This is a genomic window from Sphingomonas sp. Leaf62 (genome assembly GCF_001421915.1).
GTDB lineage: Bacteria > Pseudomonadota > Alphaproteobacteria > Sphingomonadales > Sphingomonadaceae > Sphingomonas.
This window is the reverse complement of sequence record NZ_LMLN01000013.1, coordinates 1-19,663: the sequence shown is the minus strand read 5'-3', so window position 1 is coordinate 19,663 and position 19,663 is coordinate 1. Positions and strand designations below refer to the sequence as shown.

The 19,663-nt window shown below is 66.3% G+C and carries 16 protein-coding genes, 1 tRNA gene and 1 riboswitch; of the genes, 13 read left to right on the top strand and 4 right to left on the bottom strand.

Features of this window, described 5'->3' with window-relative positions; all coding sequences use genetic code 11:
• Window positions 1–173 precede the first annotated feature (173 nt).
• The 7 genes from ASE91_RS07955 (at window position 174) to ASE91_RS07920 (ending at window position 7,552) form a co-directional block, all read left to right on the top strand.
• Window positions 174–824 carry a hypothetical protein gene (locus ASE91_RS07955; RefSeq protein ID WP_056624744.1) on the top strand — a complete coding sequence of 217 codons (651 nt, stop codon included), beginning with the start codon at window positions 174–176 and terminating at the stop codon, window positions 822–824.
• Between the two features lie 322 nt (window positions 825–1,146).
• Window positions 1,147–1,235: riboswitch (glycine riboswitch) on the top strand.
• A gap of 174 nt (window positions 1,236–1,409) precedes the next feature.
• Window positions 1,410–2,642 carry a glycine cleavage system aminomethyltransferase GcvT gene (gene gcvT, locus ASE91_RS07945; RefSeq protein WP_082453920.1) on the top strand — a complete coding sequence of 411 codons (1,233 nt, stop codon included), beginning with the start codon at window positions 1,410–1,412 and terminating at the stop codon, window positions 2,640–2,642.
• A 14-nt stretch (window positions 2,643–2,656) separates the two neighbouring features.
• A complete protein-coding gene (gene gcvH / locus ASE91_RS07940; RefSeq protein WP_056001684.1) occupies window positions 2,657–3,028 on the top strand; it encodes a glycine cleavage system protein GcvH in 372 nt (123 codons plus the stop codon).
• Between the two features lie 147 nt (window positions 3,029–3,175).
• Window positions 3,176–4,534, top strand: coding sequence for an aminomethyl-transferring glycine dehydrogenase subunit GcvPA (gene gcvPA, locus ASE91_RS07935; RefSeq protein WP_056001681.1), 1,359 nt, complete (start codon window positions 3,176–3,178; stop codon window positions 4,532–4,534).
• Window positions 4,531–6,105: an aminomethyl-transferring glycine dehydrogenase subunit GcvPB gene (gene gcvPB / locus ASE91_RS07930; RefSeq protein WP_056624740.1), complete on the top strand. Its 1,575-nt coding sequence runs from the start codon at window positions 4,531–4,533 to the stop codon at window positions 6,103–6,105. The genes gcvPA and gcvPB overlap by 4 nt, the downstream gene beginning before the upstream one ends.
• A 48-nt stretch (window positions 6,106–6,153) precedes the next feature.
• Window positions 6,154–6,657 carry a CcdC protein domain-containing protein gene (locus ASE91_RS07925; protein WP_056624734.1) on the top strand — a complete coding sequence of 168 codons (504 nt, stop codon included), beginning with the start codon at window positions 6,154–6,156 and terminating at the stop codon, window positions 6,655–6,657.
• 43 nt (window positions 6,658–6,700) lie between these two features.
• A complete protein-coding gene (locus ASE91_RS07920) occupies window positions 6,701–7,552 on the top strand; it encodes a formate/nitrite transporter family protein (RefSeq protein ID WP_082453896.1) in 852 nt (283 codons plus the stop codon).
• Window position 7,553: 1 nt separating this feature from the next.
• Here ASE91_RS07920 and ASE91_RS07915 read toward each other — a convergent pair whose 3' ends face one another.
• Complete coding sequence (locus tag ASE91_RS07915) at window positions 7,554–8,450, bottom strand: DMT family transporter (RefSeq protein ID WP_056624732.1); 897 nt, start codon at window positions 8,448–8,450, stop codon at window positions 7,554–7,556.
• 381 nt (window positions 8,451–8,831) lie between these two features.
• On the opposite strand from ASE91_RS07915, the gene ASE91_RS07910 reads away from it, so the two are divergent.
• Window positions 8,832–10,097: an aminoacyl--tRNA ligase-related protein gene (locus ASE91_RS07910; protein WP_443024527.1), complete on the top strand. Its 1,266-nt coding sequence runs from the start codon at window positions 8,832–8,834 to the stop codon at window positions 10,095–10,097.
• A gap of 213 nt (window positions 10,098–10,310) precedes the next feature.
• Here ASE91_RS07910 and ASE91_RS07905 read toward each other — a convergent pair whose 3' ends face one another.
• Window positions 10,311–10,760, bottom strand: a complete 450-nt coding sequence (locus ASE91_RS07905) for a DUF3597 domain-containing protein (RefSeq protein ID WP_056624726.1) — start codon at window positions 10,758–10,760, stop codon at window positions 10,311–10,313.
• Window positions 10,761–10,872: 112 nt separating this feature from the next.
• Here ASE91_RS07905 and ASE91_RS07900 point away from each other — a divergent pair, with 112 nt between their 5' ends.
• Together ASE91_RS07900 and ASE91_RS07895 are read left to right on the top strand one after the other, a co-directional pair.
• Window positions 10,873–13,119 carry a ribonuclease R family protein gene (locus ASE91_RS07900; protein WP_056625183.1) on the top strand — a complete coding sequence of 749 codons (2,247 nt, stop codon included), beginning with the start codon at window positions 10,873–10,875 and terminating at the stop codon, window positions 13,117–13,119.
• A 94-nt stretch (window positions 13,120–13,213) separates the two neighbouring features.
• Window positions 13,214–14,482 (top strand): methyl-accepting chemotaxis protein, encoded by a 1,269-nt coding sequence (locus tag ASE91_RS07895; RefSeq protein ID WP_056624723.1) that lies wholly within the window; start codon window positions 13,214–13,216, stop codon window positions 14,480–14,482.
• A gap of 101 nt (window positions 14,483–14,583) precedes the next feature.
• Here ASE91_RS07895 and ASE91_RS07890 read toward each other — a convergent pair whose 3' ends face one another.
• The gene (locus ASE91_RS07890; RefSeq protein WP_056624720.1) at window positions 14,584–16,362 is read right to left on the bottom strand and encodes an ABC transporter transmembrane domain-containing protein; all 1,779 of its coding nucleotides are present in this window, start codon (window positions 16,360–16,362) and stop codon (window positions 14,584–14,586) included.
• Between the two features lie 212 nt (window positions 16,363–16,574).
• Between ASE91_RS07890 and ASE91_RS07885 the strand changes: the two genes are divergently transcribed.
• Window positions 16,575–17,807 (top strand): polyhydroxyalkanoate depolymerase, encoded by a 1,233-nt coding sequence (locus ASE91_RS07885; RefSeq protein WP_056624718.1) that lies wholly within the window; start codon window positions 16,575–16,577, stop codon window positions 17,805–17,807.
• Between the two features lie 60 nt (window positions 17,808–17,867).
• Here ASE91_RS07885 and ASE91_RS07880 read toward each other — a convergent pair whose 3' ends face one another.
• The gene (locus ASE91_RS07880) at window positions 17,868–18,347 is read right to left on the bottom strand and encodes a pyridoxamine 5'-phosphate oxidase family protein (RefSeq protein WP_056624716.1); all 480 of its coding nucleotides are present in this window, start codon (window positions 18,345–18,347) and stop codon (window positions 17,868–17,870) included.
• A 125-nt stretch (window positions 18,348–18,472) separates the two neighbouring features.
• Between ASE91_RS07880 and ASE91_RS07875 the strand changes: the two genes are divergently transcribed.
• Both ASE91_RS07875 and ASE91_RS19275 read left to right on the top strand, forming a co-directional pair.
• Window positions 18,473–18,547, top strand: a tRNA-Gln gene (locus tag ASE91_RS07875).
• A 142-nt stretch (window positions 18,548–18,689) separates the two neighbouring features.
• A complete protein-coding gene (locus ASE91_RS19275) occupies window positions 18,690–19,448 on the top strand; it encodes a sce7726 family protein (RefSeq protein WP_156357733.1) in 759 nt (252 codons plus the stop codon).
• Window positions 19,449–19,663 lie beyond the last annotated feature (215 nt).

The following is a 19,663-nucleotide window of genomic DNA, read 5'->3' as shown; positions in this document are numbered from 1 at the left end:
CTCCCCGCCACCCATTCAGGATACTCACGTGGGTGGCGGGGAGGGGGAGCGGGCCGGCACCGCCTGACCCGAAAGCGACTCGATTGCTTGCACGCGCGAAAGGCGGTTCCTATGAAGCGTCGCTATCAGGAGGCGCGGCATCGCCGCACCCGTGCATAAGGTATCGTGTTCCCGTGACCCTCCGCAAAACTGCCGCCGTTGCCGCCGTCGCTGTCCTGGCGCTGAGCGGATGCAAGCGTACCGGCGAACTCGACGTGACGCAGGGCGTCGGCATTTCGGCGGTGCGGTCGGCCTGTCCGGTGGCGGGCGTGCCGGCGGGGACCGGCGACATCACGCTGTTCGACCCGCCCGCCAGCCGCGAGGCGAAGGCGATCGACGTCGTCGCGACGCTGACGAACCTGCGCGCCAATTGCGCCGAGGGTGCCGACACGATCAACAGCACGCTGACGTTCGACGTGCAGGCGCGGCGCAACACGACGCAGGGTGCCCGGACGGTGACGCTCCCCTATTTCGTGTCGGTGGTACGCGGCGGTACGCAGGTCGTGTCGAAGCGGCTGGGGCAGGTGACGCTGAACTTCGCCGACGGCGCGGCACGCGCGCAGGCACAGGGGCAGGGGACCGCGATCGTCGACCGCGCCGCCGCGACGCTGCCGCAGGAAACCCGCAACCAGATCAACCGCCGTCGCAAGCCCGGGGATCAGGACGCCGCGACCGATCCGCTGTCCGATCCGGCGGTGCGGCAGGCGGTGCTGGCCGCGACCTTCGAGGCGCTGGTCGGCTTCCAGCTGACCGACGAGCAGCTGAAGTATAACGTCACGCGCTGACATCGTCGTTCCCGCGCAGGCGGGAACCCATACACACTGGCGTTGCTGCTATAGTCGCCGCCGTCGCGTCTATGGATTCCCGCCTTCGCGGGAATGACGAGGGGGAGGCGTTGGCAAACTCCGTGATCCCGGCGCAGGCCGGGATCCGCGGACAGGTGACGTCGCGGTTCGATCGATACCGCCCGTATCCGTGGATCCCGGCCTGCGCCGGGATGACGATTGCGACTGAAGGCCGCTCTCCGTCCGTTTCATTCCCCGCTTTCCCGATTGACTAATCCCCGCCCTCAAGCCAGAGCTTGCGCCATCGACAGGCTTACAGCCGACGCCATGCGCGGGAGAGTGCGGACGTGTCCGCCGCCGAAGGAGCAACCGCCCCGGAATCTCTCAGGCAACAGGGACCGCGCAAGGGCACAAGATACTCTGGAAAGCGTCGCGGCCGTAACGGCCGGACCACCGAAGGGGTAAGCATGGGCCAAATGCCCGTGCGAAAGCTCTCAGGTTCCGTGACAGAGGGGGCGACGACCGATGCGGCACCTTTTGTGCCGTCCGGCGTCGTTGAACCGATTCACGAAGGACCTGGCGCATATGAGCGATACCGCCCCGAACAGCGAACCCGCCCACGAACTGCGCGCCGATGGCAGCGATCCCGTCGAGGAACTGCCGCCGCAGACCCTGCCGCTCGACGCGTGGCACCGCGCGAAGGGTGGACGGATGGTCCCGTTCGCGGGCTATACGATGCCGGTCCAGTATGAAGGCATCATGGCCGAACATCTGTGGACCCGCGAGAGCGCCGGCCTGTTCGACGTCAGCCATATGGGCCAGTTGCTGATCCACGGACCGGACGCAACGGCGGCGCTGGAAGCGTTGCTGCCGGGCGACCTGAAGATCCTGAAGCCCGCCAAGATGCGCTATTCGCTGCTGCTCGACGAGCAGGGCGGCATTCTCGACGACCTGATGGTCACGCGGCTGGACGTTGCCGAACCGGGCGTCCCGTTCCCCCTCAGGGCGGAGGACGACGTCACGCAAGTCGCGGACGCCGACGAGGACGCCTTCTACATGGTCGTCAACGGCGCGACCAAATATGACGATATCGGCCATCTGCGCGAGCATCTCGCCGATGCGATCACGCTCAACCATCTCGACGACCGCGCGCTGCTGGCGTTGCAGGGGCCGAAGGCGGTCGATGCGCTCGAACGCATCCTGCCGGGCGTCGCCGCGCTGACGTTCATGACCGCGGGCGGGTTCGACTGGAACGGCCATGCGTTGTGGGTCAGCCGTTCGGGCTATACCGGCGAGGACGGGTTCGAGATTTCGCTGCCCGAGGACGCCGCCACCGCCTTTGCCGACGCGATCTGCGCCGAACCGGAGGTCAAGCCGATCGGCCTTGGCGCGCGCGACTCGCTGCGCCTCGAAGCCGGTCTGCCGCTCTACGGCCATGACCTCAGCCCCGACACCACGCCGGTCGCCGCCGATCTCGGCTTCGCGCTGTCGAAGCGTCGCCGCGAGGAAGGCGGCTTCCCCGGTGCCGAACATATCCTTGCCGAACGCGCGGCGGGTCCGGAAACGAAGCGGTTCGGCTTGATCATCGAGGGTCGCCAGCCGGTGCGCGAAGGTGCCGAGGTGATCGACGCCGATGGCAATGCCGTCGGCCACGTCACCTCCGGCGGGTTCGCGCCGAGCATTTCCGCGCCGATTGCCATGGCCTATTGCCCGCCGGCGCTGGCCGAGGCCGGAACCGTGATGCTGCGCCAGCGCGGCAAGGTGCATGCGGCACGCGTCGTGCCGATGCCGTTCGTCCCCCATCGTTACGTCCGCTAAAGGGAGCTTGCCGGATGAGCCGTTATTTCACGCAGGAACATGAATGGATCGAGGTCGACGGTGAAGTCGCGACCGTCGGTATCACCGAATATGCCGCCGGCCAGCTGGGCGACATCGTGTTCGTCGATGTTCCCGAAGAGGGCAAGCAGCTGTCCAAGGGCGACGACGCCGCCGTCGTCGAATCGGTCAAGGCCGCGTCGGACGTCTATACCCCGGCATCGGGCACCGTGCTGGAAGGCAACACGGCGCTCGCCGACAATCCCGCGCTGGTCAACGAAGACCCCGAGGGCGAGGGCTGGTTCTTCAAGCTGACCCTGCGCGACGACAGCGAGCTGGGTGAGTTGATGGACGAGGACAAATACGCCGCCTACGTCGCGCGGCTGTAACGGATCGCGCCCGGCACCATCGTCGTCTCGGCGCAGGCCGGGACCCATGGATACGGGCCGTTCCGACGTTTCGATGCCGCCCGTGTCCATGGATTCCGGCCTTCGCCGGAATGACGGATGCGATGGCGGTTCTGCAGTAGGACCATCATGCGCTATCTTCCCCTGACCCCGACCGATCGCGCCGAGATGCTGGCCGTCATCGGTGCCGACAGCATCGACGACCTGTTCGTCGACGTCCCCGAATCCGCACGGCTGGGCACGCCGGTGCCCGGCCTGCCCAACCATGCCAGCGAACTGGCGGTCGAGCGGCATCTGTCGGCATTGGCGGCGAAGAATGTCGCGGCAGGGTCGGTGCCGTTCTTCCTCGGCTGCGGTGCCTATCGCCACCATGTGCCCGCCAGCGTCGATCACCTGATCCAGCGCGGCGAGTATCTGACCGCCTATACGCCCTATCAGCCGGAAATCGCGCAGGGCACGTTGCAGATGCTCTTCGAATTCCAGAGCCAGGTCGCGCGGCTGCTCGGCTGCGATGTTGCCAATGCGTCGATGTACGACGGGTCGACCGCCTGCTGGGAGGCGGTGACGATGGCTCGCCGGGTGACGCGCAAGGCGAAGGCGGTGTTTTCGGGCGGGGTGCATCCGCATTACGTCTCGGTCGCGAAGACCATGGCGAAGTTCACCGGCGACGTACTCGACACGACCTCGCCATGGCTGGTCGCACAGACCGATGACGACCGGCTGATCGAGAAGATCGACGCCGATACGTCGTGCGTCGTCGTGCAATATCCCGATATCCTCGGCCGCATCCCCGACCTGCAACGCATCGCCGATGCCGCCCATGCGGTGAAGGCGCTGCTGGTCGCGGTCGTGACCGAGCCGGTCGCGCTGGGCGCGATTGAGGCACCGGGCAATCTGGGGGCCGACATCGTCGTCGGCGAGGGCCAGTCGCTGGGCGTCGGCCTGCAATTCGGCGGCCCCTATGTCGGGCTGTTCGCCTGCTCGGAAAAGCTGGTGCGGCAGATGCCGGGCCGGCTGTGCGGCGAGACGGTCGATGCCGAGGGCAAGCGCGGCTTCGTGCTGACGCTGTCGACCCGTGAACAGCATATTCGCCGGGAAAAGGCGACGTCGAACATCTGCACCAATTCGGGGCTATGCGCGCTCGCCTTCTCGATCCATCTGACCCTGCTCGGGGAAAAGGGGCTGCGGCAACTGGCCGAGGTCAATCACGCCAAGGCGTGCGCGGCGGCCGAGCGGCTGACGCAGATACCGGGCGTCGAGCTGGTCAACGACATGTTCTTCAACGAATTCACGCTGAAGCTGCCGAGCGAAGCACGGCCGGTGGTGCGCGAACTCGCCGATCGCGGCGTGCTGGCGGGCGTGTCGCTTGGCCGGCTCTATCCGGGTGAGGATGCGCTGGCGAACGGGCTGGTCGTGGCGGTGACCGAAACGGTGACCGTGGAAGATATCGAAGCGCTGGCAGCGGCGCTGACGGAGGTACTGGCATGAGCGTGAACCAGAGCGGCTGGCGTCCGGCCATGGGCGAGGCAACGGGCGAGGGCCAGACGACCTTCACCGGCAACCGCGCGCTGATGCTCGAAGAGGCGCTGATCTTCGAGATCGGGTCGGCCGAGACGACCGGCGTCGATTTCGACGAAGCGCCGAAGGTCGCGGCGCGGCTGGGCGGCCATGCCCGCAAGAGCGCGATCGGCCTGCCCGGCCTGTCGGAGCCGGAAACGGTGCGCCACTATACCCGCCTGTCGCGGCAGAATTATGCGATCGACCTCGGCCTGTTTCCGCTGGGGTCGTGCACGATGAAGCATAATCCGCGCCTGAACGAGCGGATGGCGCGGCTGCCCGGCTTCGCCGATCTCCACCCGCTGGGTCCGATCGACACGGTGCAGGGTGCGCTGGAGGTGATCCATCAGCTCGCACACTGGCTGGTGACGCTGACCAACATGGATTCGGTCGCGATGAGCCCGAAGGCCGGCGCGCACGGCGAGCTGTGCGGCATCCTCGCGATCAAGGCGGCGCTGGAGAAGCGCGGCGAGGGGCATCGCAAGATCATCCTCGTTCCGGAAAGCGCGCACGGCACCAACCCCGCCACTGCCGCCTTTGCCGGTTTCACCGTCAAGGACATTCCGGCGACCGCCGATGGCCGCGTCGATACGCAGGCGCTGAAGGACCGGCTGGGTCCGGACGTCGCCGGCGTGATGATCACCAACCCGAACACCTGCGGGCTGTTCGAGCGGGATCTGAAGGAAATTTCCGACGCGGTCCATGCGGCGGGCGGATACGTCTATTGCGACGGCGCGAACTTCAACGCGATCGTCGGCCGGGTGCGTCCGGGCGATCTCGGCGTCGATGCGATGCACATCAACCTGCACAAGACCTTCTCGACGCCGCATGGCGGCGGCGGTCCGGGGTCGGGGCCGGTGGTGTTCTCGAAGGCGCTGACCCCGTTCGCGCCGCTGCCCTTCGTCGAGAAGCAGGACGGCAAGTTCGTGCTGGTCGAGGAAGAAATCGCCGGTGAGCATCATGCCGACAGCTTCGGCCGGATGGTCGCGTTCCACGGTCAGATGGGCATGTTTACCCGTGCCTTGTCGTACATCCTGAGCCACGGCGCGGATGGCCTCAAGCAGGTGTCGGAAGACGCGGTGCTCAACGCCAACTATGTCCTGCGCAGCCTCGACGACACGCTCGACGCGCCGTTCGGCAAGAGTGGGCCGTGCATGCACGAGGCGCTGTTCAGCGATGCGAACCTTGCCGAGGGCTTCTCGACGCTCGACGTGGCAAAGGGCCTGATCGACGAGGGCTATCACCCGATGACGGTGTATTTCCCGCTGGTCGTCCACGGCGCGATGCTGGTCGAACCGACCGAGACCGAGAGCAAGGCGGCGCTCGACCAGTTCATCGGCGCGCTCAAGTCGGTCGGCGAACGCGCCAAGGCGGGCGATGCCGCGCTCAAGTCCGCGCCGCACTTCGCCCCGCGTCGTCGGCTCGACGAAACGCTGGCGGCGCGCAAGCCGGTGCTGGCGTGGAAGGAAAGCGTTGCGCCGGTCGCGGAGGCGGCGGAATAGTCTGCTCCGTCCCGCCCGGTGGCCGGGCGGGACGGAGGAGATACCGAGATGGACTGGTGGCCGAAACTGATCCCGATCGCGGTCGCGGTATTGATCCTGTCGCTGCGCTGGTGGCGGGGGCGGGGTCTGCGCCGGCTGCGGTTCGAGACCTTGTGGGTGGTGCCGGTCATCGTCACCGTCGTCGCGGTCGCGCTGTTCGGATCGATGCCGCCGACCGGCTGGGGCGTGGCGGTCTGCGCGATCGCGGCGGTCGCCGGACTGGTGCTCGGCTGGCAGCGCGGCCGGTTGATGCACATCGAAATCGACCCGGAAACCCACCGGCTCAGCCACCGGCAATCGCCCGCCGCATTCCTGTTCCTGTTCGGTCTGCTGGCGGCGCGCACGGTGCTGAAGGAGGTCATGGCCGAGGGCGGGGCTAGCGCGCTGCACATGAGCGCGACCACGCTGACCGACGCGTTCATGGCGCTGGGCTGGGGTCTGATCGTCGCGCACCGAGCGGAAATGTTCGTCCGCGCCCGTGCGCTGCTGGCGGCGGCACGACCCCGCGCCTGACGCTGGCGGAACCGGCCGGTCCACCGACGGTTGCCTTTTGCCTATGGCCGATCCGCAATCATCCCCGCCCGAAATTGCCGATGAAGAACAAAAAGTAGCCCTGAACCCCAAACAGGAAGAGGTCGTCGACGACCGGCGTGCCGCATCGGCGCTGATCGTCCACGAAGTCGTGCGACGGCAGGGGATCGAGGAACTGGAACGCCCGGCCGCGTCGCTGATGTGGTCGGGGATTACCGCGGGCATCGCCATTGGCCTGTCGCTGCTGGGCAAGGCGGTGATGGATACCGCGGTGCCGGACGGGCCATGGACGCCGCTGTTGCAGGCGCTCGGCTATTCGCTGGGGTTCGTTGTGGTCATTCTTGGCCGGATGCAGCTGTTCACGGAAAGCACGCTGTCGGCGGTATTGCCGCTGGCGACCGAGCCGACGGGGCGCAACCTGCTGCGAACCTTGCGGTTATGGGCGATCGTGCTGGCGGCGAACCTCGTCGGGACCTTCGCCTTTGCCGGCTTCGCGATGCTCGGCGGGCTTGGCGTCGAGCAGGCGGACGAACTGGTCCGGGTCAGCGGCGCGATCTTCGACCATCGCGGGCTTGCCGGGTTTCTGGCCGGCATCCCGTCGGGCATCCTGCTGGCGAGCGTGGTGTGGACGCTGCCGAGCGCGGAGGGGCAGAAGATCACGCTGATCGTGCTGCTGACCGGGCTGATCGATCTCGGCGGCTTTGCCCATATCGTCGCGGGTTCGGCGGAAATGTGGGTGCTGGTCCTGCATGGCGACATGGGCGCGATGCAGGCGGCGACGTTCTTCGTCCCCGTCCTGTTCGGCAATATCGTCGGCGGCAGCATTCTGTTCGCGCTGCTCGCCCATGCGCAGGTCCGTGGCGAGATCGAGGACTGAATCAGTCCTCCTCGACCATCGACCGCACCTTTTGCCGGCCGAGACGGTGTTCGCGCCACACGATGAACAGGCCGCTGGCGATGATGATCGGCGCACCGACCCACGTCATCGACGTCGGCAGCACCCCGAACAACAGCCAGCCGTAGACGGTCGCCCAGATCAGCCCCGAATAATCCATCGGCACCACCGTCGCGACCGGTGCCGCACGCGACGCGGCGGTCAATGCGATCTGCCCCATACCGCCGACCATGCCGATCGCGATCAGGTTTGCCCATGTCAGCGAGTCATGTGACCGGATGTTGAAGGCGTAGGCGGTGGCGATGAACGGCAGGGTCAGCGTCGAGAACCAGAAAACCGTCGTCCCAGCCGGCTCGTCGCGCAACTGCCGCAGCGCGATCGCGACCAGCGCGACGAACAGCGCCGCCATCAACCCGACGAACGCCCCGAACAGCGGCACATGGCTGCTGCCCGGCTGCGCCACGACCAGCACGCCGACGAACCCGACCAGCACCGCGCTCCACCGCTGCCAGCCGGTCGGTTCGCGCAGCACCAGTGCGCCGAGCAGCGTCGCGAAGATCGGCACGGTGAACTGGAACGTCGTCGCCTCCGCCAGTGGCAGCAGCAGGACCGCGCCGAAGGTGAAGACCATGCCGACCAGCCCGATCATCGACCGCGTCAAATGCCCCTTGATCCGGGTGGTGCGCAGCGATTTCAGGCCGGGTCCGGCGGCGACGAACGCCAGCACGATCGGCAGCGCGCATAGCTGGCGATAGAACATGGTTTCGGGCAGCGACGCGCCGCGCGTCTCCGCCAACTTCACCAGTGCGGACATGGTGGACAGAAAGAAGATCGCGAGCAGGCGGAGCGCCAGCCCCTTCAGGATGCGGTCGCCAGGCATGGGGGGCACCTACAGCCTGTCACGCAGCGACGCCACCCCACGAAGCCCGCGTCGCGGTGGACGCGCGTATCGCCGCTTGGCGAACGGCCCCGTTTGCCGCTATCGCCCGGTCCCATGAAGCATGCTCTCAACGTCACCCGCGAACAGGATTTCGCCGCCTGGTATCAAGCCGTCATCGCCGAGGCCGATCTAGCCGAGGAATCCGGGGTACGCGGGTGCATGGTCATCCGGCCATGGGGCTATGGCATCTGGGAACGGATCCAGCGGCTGCTCGACGACCGGATCAAGGCGACGGGGCATGAGAATTGCTATTTCCCGCTGTTCATCCCGCTCTCCTATTTCGAGAAGGAAGCCGAGCATGTCGACGGTTTCGCCAAGGAAATGGCGGTCGTCACCCATCACCGGCTGATCGCCGATGGCAAGGGTGGACTGACCCCCGACCCCGAAGCCAAGCTGGAGGAGCCGCTGGTCGTGCGCCCGACCAGCGAAACGGTGATCGGCACCGCGTTCTCGCGCTGGGTGCAGTCGTGGCGCGACCTGCCGGTGCTGATCAACCAATGGGCGAACGTCGTCCGCTGGGAAATGCGCACCCGCATGTTCCTGCGCACCGCCGAATTCCTGTGGCAGGAAGGGCATACCGCCCATGCCACCGCCCAGGAGGCGCGCGAAGAGACGCTGAAGATGCTCGAAGTCTATCGCGAGTTTGCCGAGACCTGTCTCGGCCTGCATGTGATCGCGGGCGAGAAGCCGGAGAATGAACGCTTCCCCGGAGCGGTCGCGACCTACAGCATCGAAGCGATGATGCAGGATGGCAAGGCGTTGCAGGCGGGCACCTCGCATTTCCTAGGCACCAATTTCGCCCATGCCCAGAATATCCGCTTCCAGAACGCCGAAGGGCAATTCGAACATGCCAACACGACCAGTTGGGGCGTGTCGACGCGGATGATCGGCGGGGTCATCATGGTGCATGGCGACGATGACGGGCTGCGCGTGCCGCCGGCGATCGCGCCGTGGCAGGTGGTGATCGTGCCGATGCTGCGCGACGCGCCCGAGGACGAACCGCTGATCGCCTATTGCCGTGAATTGCAGGCGGCGCTGGCGAAGCAGACTGCGCTCGGCGAACCGGTCCGTGCGCTGCTCGACCTGAAGCCTGCCAAGGCAGCGACCAAGCGCTGGGGCTGGGTCAAGAAGGGCGCGCCGGTGATCGTCGAAGTCGGCGGGCGCGACATGGCCGGCGGCAATGTCTCGGTCGTGCGTCGTGACCGGTTGTACCGCGCCGATGGCAAGCTCGATTCGCAGGTCGTGGCGCAGGCCGATTTCGCGGCGTCGATCGGCGAGACGCTCGGCGATATTCAGGCGACGTTGCTGGGACAGTCGACCGACCGGCTCCGGGCACAGATCGTCCCCATCGACGACTGGGCCGGCGTCGAGGCGCATTTTGCCGAGGGCATCAGGAATCCCGGCTGGGTCGATGTCCGCTGGTCGAAGCCGACCGGCGACGCATTGGAAACGGTCGTGCAGCGACTGAAGGGGTTGAAGCTGACCATCCGCAACGCGCCGCTCGGGCAGACCGGGTGCGACGACGGCCCGTGCGTGTTTACGGGTGCGCCGGCGGTGGAGCGGGTGTTGATCGGGCGGGCGTATTGACTGGTATTGCTTCCTCTCCCCCAAGGGGGAGAGGGATGCGAAGACTTGGGCGTTGCGAAGCAAAGGCTTAGTTATAGCTGGGAGAGGGGGGTGGCGTTTGCATGCCAGCGCACGGGCTTCAGGCTCGCTTTGCCCCTCTCCCAACCTTCGCTAGCCAGCGAAGCTGGCAAGCTTCGGTATCCCTCTCCCCTGAAGGGGAGAGGGCAGTTGGGGTCAATCCTTCAGATTGCCTGGTACCTGACCGCCTGCCTTGCCCAGTTCCTGCAATACCGCCTTGTGCAGCCAGATATTCATCTCGGCGCTGCCGTCCTTTGCGCCGGTATAGCCCAGTTCGGTCGCCAGTTCCTTGCGGTTGTCGAGGCTGGAGTCGAGATCGAGCAGCTTCATCAGGTCGACGATCGACGTCCGCCAGTTCAGCGCCGGGTTGCCCTTCTGCTGCGCGATCCGTTCGATCGCGGTCATCGGGTCGACCGGCTGCGGCGCGGCCGGGGCGGCCGGGGCGGGGGCAGCGGGGGCGGGTGCCGGCGCGTGCTGCTGGGTCGGGGTTGGTGCGGGCGCCGGCTGCGGTGCCGGCGCTTCCTTCTTCTTTCCCAGATAATTGTCGCCGAACGGGCCGCCGTCCTTGCCGAAGATCTGCGTCTTGATGCGTTCGAAGATTCCCATGACCGTTTCCTGTGTTCGATTAAGCTCGGCGGCCTAACGGACGGGCAGCCCTTCGGCTCCCATGCGCGATACGCCATTGGTCCCGGGCCTGGCACGTCCTATGTCGTGGTCGATGGTACGCACCAAAACGCCGCCCGGCCTGCCCACCCGCGAGCAGATCCTTGATTTCATCCAGACGTCCGACACACCGGCGGGCAAGCGCGAGATCGCGCGCGCCTTCGGCCTGTCGGCGCAGCAGAAGATATCGCTGAAGGCGATGCTGAAGGACATGGCCGACGAAGGCCTGATCGACAGCGCCCCCGGTCGGGCGTTCCACAAGATGGGCGGTCTGCCGAAGGTCACCGTGCTGCGCGTCGCCGATGTCGATGACGGCGGCAATATCTGGGCGGTGCCCGAACGGTGGGAGGCGGAGACGCCGCCGCCGCGCGTCCGGGTGCGCGAACGCGGGCGGCGCAGTGCACTGGGCATCGGCGACCGCATCCTCGCGCGCACCGAAGAGGCGGGGGCGGGCTGGGCCGCCTATCCGATGAAGAAGCTCGACCGCGCCGCCGATGCCGTGCTGGGTGTGCTGCGGGCCGAGGGCGACAAGCTGTGGTTGCAGGGCGTAGACAAGAAGGAGCGCCGCGAGGTGCCGGTGACCGACGCCGGCGGCGCTGCGCCGGGCGATCTGGTGCTGGCGGCGCTGGGCGGCCGCCCGCCGCGCATCACCGCGCGCGTGGTCGAACGGCTGGGCGATCCGTTCGAAGCGCGCAGCTTCTCGCTGATCGCGATCCACAAGCACGGCATCCCCGATGTGTTTCCGGACGAAGTGCTGGCGGAGGCGCGCAAGGTCGCCGGGTATCCGCTCGGCGACGATCGTGAAGATCTGCGCCACCTGCCGATCGTCGCGATCGATCCGATTGATGCGCGCGACCATGACGATGCCGTCTGGGCCAGTCCTGACGACAGTGCCGACAATGACGGCGGCTGGCGCGCGATCGTGGCGATTGCCGACGTGTCCTATTACGTTCGCCCCGGCTCGGACCTCGACAAATCGGCGCGGTCGCGCGGCAACAGCGTCTATTTCCCCGACCGGGTCGTGCCGATGCTGCCCGAAATCCTGTCGGCGGACGTCTGCTCGCTGAAAGCCGGGCAGGACCGCGCGGCGCTGGTCTGCCACCTGACGATTGCGAAAGACGGCAAGCTCAAGGACTGGCGCTTCACCCGCGCGGTAATCCGGGTCGCGGCGAACATCGCCTATGAACATGCGCAGGCCGCGATCGACGGCGTCGCCGATGCGCCGGTCGCGCGCGACCTGATCGACGGTGCGCTGAAGCCGCTCTGGGGCTGCTGGGTTGCGCTGGCGAAGGCACGGGCGCATCGCGAGCCGCTCGACCTCGACCTGCCCGAACGGCGGATCGTGCTGGACGAAAAGGGGCGCATTCTTTCGGTCGCCCCGCGCGAACGGCTCGATTCGATGCGGCTGATCGAGGATTTCATGATCGCCGCCAACGTCGCCGCCGCGAAAGCGCTTGAGGCGAAGAAGGCCCCGGTCATGTACCGCGTCCACGAACCGCCGACGCGCGAAAAGCTGGTGGCGCTGAAGGACTATCTCGAAACCTTCGACGTGCCGTTCGCGCTGGGGCAGGTGATCCGCCCGGCGACGTTCAACCATGTGCTGACGCGGATCGGCGATGCCGATTTCAAGCCGCAGGTCATGGAGCAGGTGCTGCGTACCCAGACGCAGGCATTTTACGGCCCGCAGAACCATGGCCATTTCGGCCTGAGCCTCGGCAGCTACGCGCACTTTACCTCGCCAATTCGGCGTTATGCCGATCTGATCGTCCACCGTTCGCTGGTCGGCAGCTACAAGCTTGGCGAAGGCGCGCTGCCCGCCGACGATGCGGCCAATATGGAACGGGTGGGCGAGGCGATCAGCGGCCTCGAACGCCGCGCGATGGAGGCGGAGCGCGAGACGGTCGACCGCTACGTCGCCGCCTATCTGGCCGAACATGTCGGCACGGTGATGGAGGCGCGGATCACCGGCGTCGCTTCGTTCGGCTTCTTCGCGACGATCGAGGGGGTGGGCGGCGACGGGCTGGTCCCGGCACGCGACCTCGGCGCCGAATATTTCCGGTTCGACGAAACGTCGCAGTCGCTGATCGGCGACCATAGCGGCGAGACGTTCAGCGCCGGCCAGCGCCTGTCGCTCCGGCTGGCCGAAGCCAATCCGGTGTCGGGGGCGCTGCGGTTCGAACTGCCCGATGGCAAGGGATCGGCGGGCGGTGGCGGCGGCGACCGGCGCAGGGGGCCGCCACAGCGCGTGCTGAAGCGTCGCGGTCGTCCCGCCAATATCCGGCATCAAGGGCGCAAGCACTGACGACCGGCCGATAACAAAAAAACCGGGTGTGTCATCGCGGTGTCACGCCCGGTTAGTCGCCGGTTTACCATCCGCCCCCTAGGTCGGTCGGGTGATGACCGCTCTCTCCCGCCTCGACCCCGGTATTGCCGCCGAGCATCTGACCATCGGGCAGGATGCGACGCTGAGCGCGATCGTCGAGCGGTTTCGCGCGCATCACGACCTGCGGCTGCTGGCGGTGCTCGATGCGCAGCGTCGGCCGGTGGGGATCTTGCGTGAGGTCGATGTCCGCGCGCTGCTGTTCAATCCGTTCGGCCATGCGCTGCTCGACAATCCGAGTTTTTGCGCGAGCACGACGCGTCTGGTGCGCCGGGCGATGATCGCCGATGCCGATACGCCGGTGCCCGAACTGGTCGGCCTGCACAGCGACGACGGCGTCGTGCTGGTGCGCGACGGCGTGTTCGCCGGCCTGCTCGACGCGACGCGGCTGCTGCGGATGGCGGCGCGCTGGCATGGCGACATGTCGGTCGAGGCGCGTACCCGTGCGGAACGGGTGCGACAGGCGGCGCATGCCTTCGAAACCGGGATCCGGCAGTTGTCGTCCGATATCGGTATGGCCTGCATCGCCATCGGGCAGGTAGCGGCCGACCTCGATCATCGTGCGGCGACGACGCGCGGCGGGGCGATGTCGGTCGCGGCGGCGGCGCATCAGACAGCGCGAGGCATGGTCGACATCGAACAGCGCGGACGCGCGCTCGCCGCCTCGTTCGAACGGATCACCCGCGATACCGATCATGCCGACCGGCTGCGTCATGACGCCGTCGATCTGGTCGAACGCAACCGGGGGCATGTCCAGTCGCTGTCCGACGTCGCGACCACGATCGAGGCGATGTTGGACCTGATCCGCGGCCTGACCCGGCAAACGAACATGCTGGCCCTGAATGCCGGGATCGAGGCGGCGCGCGCCGGGGCGGCGGGGCAGGGTTTCGCGGTCGTCGCGGGCGAGGTGAAGTCGCTGGCCCGCCAGACCGAGACGGCGGCGGGCGATATCGCCTGCCGGGTCGATGCCGCCCGCGTGCTGCTCGACGACGTCACCGGCGGACAGCGAGCGGTCCAGTCCGCCATCGCCGCGATCGGCGTAATCACGACGACCATCGCCACCGCCATCGCCGCCGAGCGCGCCACGACGCAGGCGATCGCGGTCCGGGTAGAGGAAGCGCGCGGCGCCGGTGCCGATATCGACGCACGGGCCAGCGGCATCGCGGCGGCGGCCGACGGGATCGGCGATCAGGCGGGCACGCTCACCCGGCTGGTCGGCGGGTTGGCGACGCTGAGCGAGCAATTGCAGGGACGGGCAGGGGAACTGGTCGCGGCGGTGGCGTGACGGGGACCGCGCGAGCGTCAGCCCTTCGGTTCGAGCCGCTTCTCGACTACGCTCGAAGCTGCTCGAACCGGGCGGAGGGGTGTCGGGTGACCGCCAAACCCTCAACCCGCTTCGTGAAACTGCAAATTCGCCAGCCGCGCATAGAGCCCGCCCTGCGCGATCAATTCGCCATGCCGGCCGGTTTCGACGATCCGGCCATGATCCATGACGATGATCCGCGATGCCGCCCGGACGGTCGCCAGCCGGTGCGCGATCACCAGCGTCGTGCGATCCGCCATCAGCCGGTCGAGCGCATCCTGCACCAGCCGCTCGCTCTCGGCATCCAGCGCCGAGGTCGCCTCGTCGAGCAGCAGCAGCGGCGCATCGCGCAGCAACGCGCGGGCGATCGCCACCCGTTGCCGCTGCCCGCCCGACAGCCGCGCACCGCCTTCGCCCAGAAACGTGTCGAGCCCGTCGGGCAGCGCGCGCAGAAAACTCGTCGCATTGGCGGCATCGGCAGCGGCCCAGAGCTGGTCGTCGCTCGCGTCCCAGCGACCATAGCGCAGATTGTCGCGGGCGGAGGCGGCGAAGATCACCGTTTCCTGCGGTACCATCGCGATCCGTTCCCGGACGGCTTCGGGATCGGCGTCGCGCACATCGACACCGTCTACTGCCACCACGCCCGATGCCGGGTCGTAGAAGCGCTGGATCAGCTGGAACAGTGTCGACTTGCCCGCCCCCGACGGGCCGACCACCGCCACGGTTTCGCCGGGCGTCACGTCGAGCGTAAAGTCTGCCAGTGCCGCGACGTCGGGCCGCGTCGGATAGTGGAAGGTGACGTCGCGGAACGACAATGCGCCCCGCGCCGGTTCGGGCAGCGCGATCGGCTGCGGCGGCGCGGCGATCACCGGCCGCTCGGCCAGCAACTCGGCCAGCCGCCCGGCCGCACCCGATGCACGCAACAGGTCGCCATAGACTTCGGTCAGCGCGCCGAACGATCCGGTGACCAGCGCGGCGGTGATGACGAACGCGGTGATCGCGCCGCCGGTCGTCCGTCCCGCCGCCACGTCGCTGACCGCATCCCACATGATGAGCGTGATCGCGGCGAACAACATGCCGATGACGAAGGCGGTCATGATCGCGCGCGTCGCGAACCGCTTCTTGGCGGTTTCGAACCCGCGATCGACGGCGGCGTCGAACCGGTCGCCCTCGCGATGCTGCTGCCCGAACGCCTGCACGATCTTCATCGCGCCCAGCGTTTCCGACGCGATCGACCCGATATCGGCGATCCGGTCCTGGCTCGATCGCGACAATTTGCGCACGCGGCCGCCCAGCCACATGATCGGCAGCACGATCACGGGAATGCCGACGATCAGGTAGATCGCCAGCTTGGGCGCGAGCGCGAACAGGTACAGCACCCCACCGATCCCGACCAACAGGTTGCGCAGCGCGATCGATACCGTCGTGCTGACGATCCCCTCGACGATCGCGGTATCGGCGGTCAGCCGCGACGCGATCTCGGACGGCCGGTTCTCCTCGAACCAGCCGGGCGACAGCGTCAGCAGGTTGCGATGCACCGCCATGCGCAGGTCGGCGACGGTCCGTTCGCCCAGCCACGACACGAAATAGAAACGCCCGGCGGTGGCGATCGCCAGCACGACGACCACGCCCAGCAGCCCTTCGAAATAGGTGCCGATCCGGCTGAGGTCCGCGCCCGCCGCGAATCCATTGTCGACCACCTGCTTGAACGTGCGCGGGATCCACAACGTGGCCAGCGCGGCGGTGACCAGCGACACCAGGGCGCCGGCCAGTTGCGGCTTATAGCGAAAGGTGAATCGCCAGACGAGCCGGAGCGCCGGCAGCATCTTCGAACGGTCGGGGGCGGGGGCCGGATCTGCCATGGCGCGCGGCTTAGCGGTTGTGCGAACCGACCGCAAAGGGAACCTCTGCGCCACTTCGTTGCTTACACGTATCGACCGATCCGGCGCCGGATCACCCTTACCGTTTTGGTACGGGATTTGGTGTACGACGTTCGGAGCGTTGCCGGTGGCAACGAATCGCTATATTTTTACTGGTAGGGGTAGTCCCCGTCAGACCAGTTTCGGGGATGCCCATGTTGTATAACGCTTATGAATGGCAACGATCGTTGCTGGCCGGTGCCAGCGCGATGGCGAATTTCGGGGCTGGCCTGCTGCAGAATCCCAGCAATCCCTTCGCCTATTTCGGCGGCGGACCGGTATTGGGCTCGGCGCTCGCCGTCTTCGCCCATGCTTCTGCCCCGCGCGGCAAACCCGCCTTCAACCTGACCAGCACCGTCGTCGACGGGCGGACGGTGGCGGTACGCGAGGAAATCGTGCTGCGCCGCCCGTTCGGCCAGTTGAAGCGCTTCGTACGCGAAGGTGTCGAGGGCGGTCCCAAGCTGCTGATCGTCGCGCCGATGAGCGGCCACTATGCCACGCTGCTGCGCGGCACCGTCGAACGGATGCTGCCGAGCGCCGATGTCTACATCACCGACTGGCGCGATGCGAAGTTGGTGCCGTTGTCGGCGGGGCGGTTCGATCTCGACGATTACATCGATTACGTCACCGCATTCCTCGAAAAGATGGGCGAGACCGGCGATGCGCGCGCGCATGTTCTGGCGGTGTGTCAGCCCTCGGTTCCGGTCTATGCTGCGACCGCGCTGATGGGGGCGGACCGGCATCCCAACCGTCCGCGCACGCTGACCATGATGGGCGGGCCGATCGACACGCGTGAGGCCCCGACCGCGGTCAACACGCTGGCGACCGAACGTCCGCACGCGTGGTTCGAACAGAATGTCATCGCGACCGTACCGATGACCTATGCCGGTGCCGGTCGCCGCGTCTATCCGGGCTTCCTGCAACTTGCCGGGTTCATGAGTATGAACCTCGGCAGCCACATGATTTCGCATTACGAGATGTTCAAGCATCTGGTGCAGGGCGATGGTGAAGGGGCGGGGACTACGCAGCGCTTCTACGAGGAATATCGCGCGGTCTGCGACATGACCGCCGAATTCTATCTGCAGACGATCGACGTGGTGTTCCAGACCCATGCCCTGCCCGAAGGCACGATGCTGCATCGCGGGCGGCCGGTCGATCCGGGCGCGATCACCGACACCGCGATCCTCGCGATCGAAGGGGAGCGCGATGATATTTCGGGCTTGGGCCAGACCCGTGCCGCGCTCACGCTGGCGACCGCGCTGCCGGAGGGTATGAAGCAATACCATCTTGCACCCGAAGTCGGCCATTACGGCATCTTCAACGGTTCGAAATGGCGCAATCGCATCGCGCCGGTGCTGGAGGAATGGATCGCCCGCCACGGCGGATGATCTCCAACGCAGCGATTTAGAAGAAAGGGCGGGGGCGCGTAACCCCCGCCCTTTTTTCGTTCAGACGTCGACCTTGGCGTGATTGCCGGCCTCGTCGCGACCCTTGATCGTTTGGCCGGTGAACATCTTCAGCTTGCCGAGCAGCGACTGATCGGTTTCCCAGATTTCTGCGCTGTCGAGATCGAACCGCAGCATCAGCAGCGACGGGTCCTGCCGGCCCTGTTCGTACCAGGCTTCGACCTGCTTCGACCAATATTTGTCGATCAACGCGGTGTCGGTCTCTTCGGTCAGCGTACCGCTGATGCAGGCGAACAGGTCATGCCCCTTGGCGATGAACTGCACCATCGCCGGACCACCTTCCGCCGCCCGGTTGTCGCGCTTGGTATAGAACCAGAACTCGCTGTCGGCGTCCTCGTCCAGCACGGCATACATCGGTTCGTCGTGCTGGTGCTTGCCGGTCAGCCCGAGCATGACATAGGGGCTGGCCGCCATCGCCTTCCACATGGCTTCGCGGATTTCGGTGGGGCTCTTGTCGGACATCGGCTTTCCTTCTTGACTATGCCCCGCCTCAACGACCCAGAGCGCACAGGTTTCCCGCACAATCCCGGTTGCACAACATCGACAATCCCCCTAGTGCCTCCCTCCACCGCGCCAGCCGCGGTCGCTGGGGCGTCGCCAAGCGGTAAGGCACCGGTTTTTGGTACCGGCATTCGTAGGTTCGAATCCTGCCGCCCCAGCCAGTTTTGAACTTTCCTTGAATATCAACATGTTGCGCCAACAATCTTAATGATTGTGGGGCAGGTGTGTGGGGCAGATTTGAGGGGTCGTAGCGGCCCCTCCGATGTTGCATTGTCATGCTCTGCGTGATTTAGGGCGCACCAGATGGCACAGGAATCACCCGAAGATTTTGCTAAGGTAGCGCTGCTGACCCATCTTCGTAGTGGTGGCGATCTGCGCTCGTGTTCGATTATATCTGAACTGGCTGTCGAAAAATGGGCCCGCCGTGCGGATGTAGTTACCGTCGGAACCGAACTCACGTGCTACGAAGTGAAGTCCAGCGCGGACAGGCTTTCCCGGCTAGATGCTCAAATCGATGCTTATTCGCGTGTGTTCGACCGCGTCTACGCTGTTGTCGCCACGAAGCATATGAATGCCGTGATGTCGCGCGTTCCATCCCATTTAGGTCTGAAAGAGTTGGTTCAGACGAGTAGGGGGTTAGAGGCGCGACACGTCCGCGAAGCCCTGTCATCTCCAGCGTTATCGATGGATGCAACGCTCAGTATGTTGCCTGTGTCCGAGTTGGCCAAGATCGTGCGACTGTTGAGCGGAACGTCTGTAACCGGGCGTAACCGCGCAGCCCTGCTTGAGGCAGCGGCGTCTCTGCCGATGGCGGCGATTCGGAAACATGTCGTGCAGTACCTGCGAGAGCGCTACAGCGCGAGCTCCGCAGTGTTCAATGGTGAGGTCTTGGGAAGGCGGATTACATCTGCCGACCTGAGGCATCTTTCTATTTGGCAGGCTGCGCCTGCGCAGAGCTCCGACAGGGTAGACCCTGCGGCGGAGTGGTTGGCCCTGCTTTCCCGCGAGGGTGCTTTTGGTCCTGTGCCAGAGGACGTCCAAAATCTCCTAGCAGCAGGCTAGTCCACGTAGGGCTCGTCGGTCGCCAGCAATGCTCCAGGAGCGCTGTAGTGGATTTGATTATGTATGTGTGAGTTTATCCGGGTCGTGACCCAGCGCTGAGCGTAGTGTAAGTTACTTAGGTCACCGGAAGCCGCACGGCGGATTTCGTTTGTTTGAGCTGCTGCCGGTCTGGTAGACACGAGGTTAAGCTACCTGCGCTTGCCGCTCGAAGTCCA

What these genes read in the sequence shown, in the direction of transcription:
- gcvT (WP_082453920.1), top strand. Translation starts at nt 1,410, where the DNA reads ATGAGCGATACCGCCCCGAACAGCGAACCCGCCCACGAACTGCGCGCC.
- gcvH (WP_056001684.1), top strand. Translation starts at nt 2,657, where the DNA reads ATGAGCCGTTATTTCACGCAGGAACATGAATGGATCGAGGTCGACGGT.
- gcvPA (WP_056001681.1), top strand. Translation starts at nt 3,176, where the DNA reads ATGCGCTATCTTCCCCTGACCCCGACCGATCGCGCCGAGATGCTGGCC.
- gcvPB (WP_056624740.1), top strand. Translation starts at nt 4,531, where the DNA reads ATGAGCGTGAACCAGAGCGGCTGGCGTCCGGCCATGGGCGAGGCAACG.
- ASE91_RS07925 (WP_056624734.1), top strand. Translation starts at nt 6,154, where the DNA reads ATGGACTGGTGGCCGAAACTGATCCCGATCGCGGTCGCGGTATTGATC.
- ASE91_RS07920 (WP_082453896.1), top strand. Translation starts at nt 6,701, where the DNA reads ATGGCCGATCCGCAATCATCCCCGCCCGAAATTGCCGATGAAGAACAA.
- ASE91_RS07915 (WP_056624732.1), bottom strand. Translation starts at nt 8,450, where the DNA reads ATGCCTGGCGACCGCATCCTGAAGGGGCTGGCGCTCCGCCTGCTCGCG.
- ASE91_RS07910 (WP_443024527.1), top strand. Translation starts at nt 8,832, where the DNA reads ATGGCGGTCGTCACCCATCACCGGCTGATCGCCGATGGCAAGGGTGGA.
- ASE91_RS07905 (WP_056624726.1), bottom strand. Translation starts at nt 10,760, where the DNA reads ATGGGAATCTTCGAACGCATCAAGACGCAGATCTTCGGCAAGGACGGC.
- ASE91_RS07900 (WP_056625183.1), top strand. Translation starts at nt 10,873, where the DNA reads ATGGTACGCACCAAAACGCCGCCCGGCCTGCCCACCCGCGAGCAGATC.
- ASE91_RS07895 (WP_056624723.1), top strand. Translation starts at nt 13,214, where the DNA reads ATGACCGCTCTCTCCCGCCTCGACCCCGGTATTGCCGCCGAGCATCTG.
- ASE91_RS07890 (WP_056624720.1), bottom strand. Translation starts at nt 16,362, where the DNA reads ATGGCAGATCCGGCCCCCGCCCCCGACCGTTCGAAGATGCTGCCGGCG.
- ASE91_RS07885 (WP_056624718.1), top strand. Translation starts at nt 16,575, where the DNA reads ATGTTGTATAACGCTTATGAATGGCAACGATCGTTGCTGGCCGGTGCC.
- ASE91_RS07880 (WP_056624716.1), bottom strand. Translation starts at nt 18,347, where the DNA reads ATGTCCGACAAGAGCCCCACCGAAATCCGCGAAGCCATGTGGAAGGCG.
- ASE91_RS19275 (WP_156357733.1), top strand. Translation starts at nt 18,690, where the DNA reads ATGGCACAGGAATCACCCGAAGATTTTGCTAAGGTAGCGCTGCTGACC.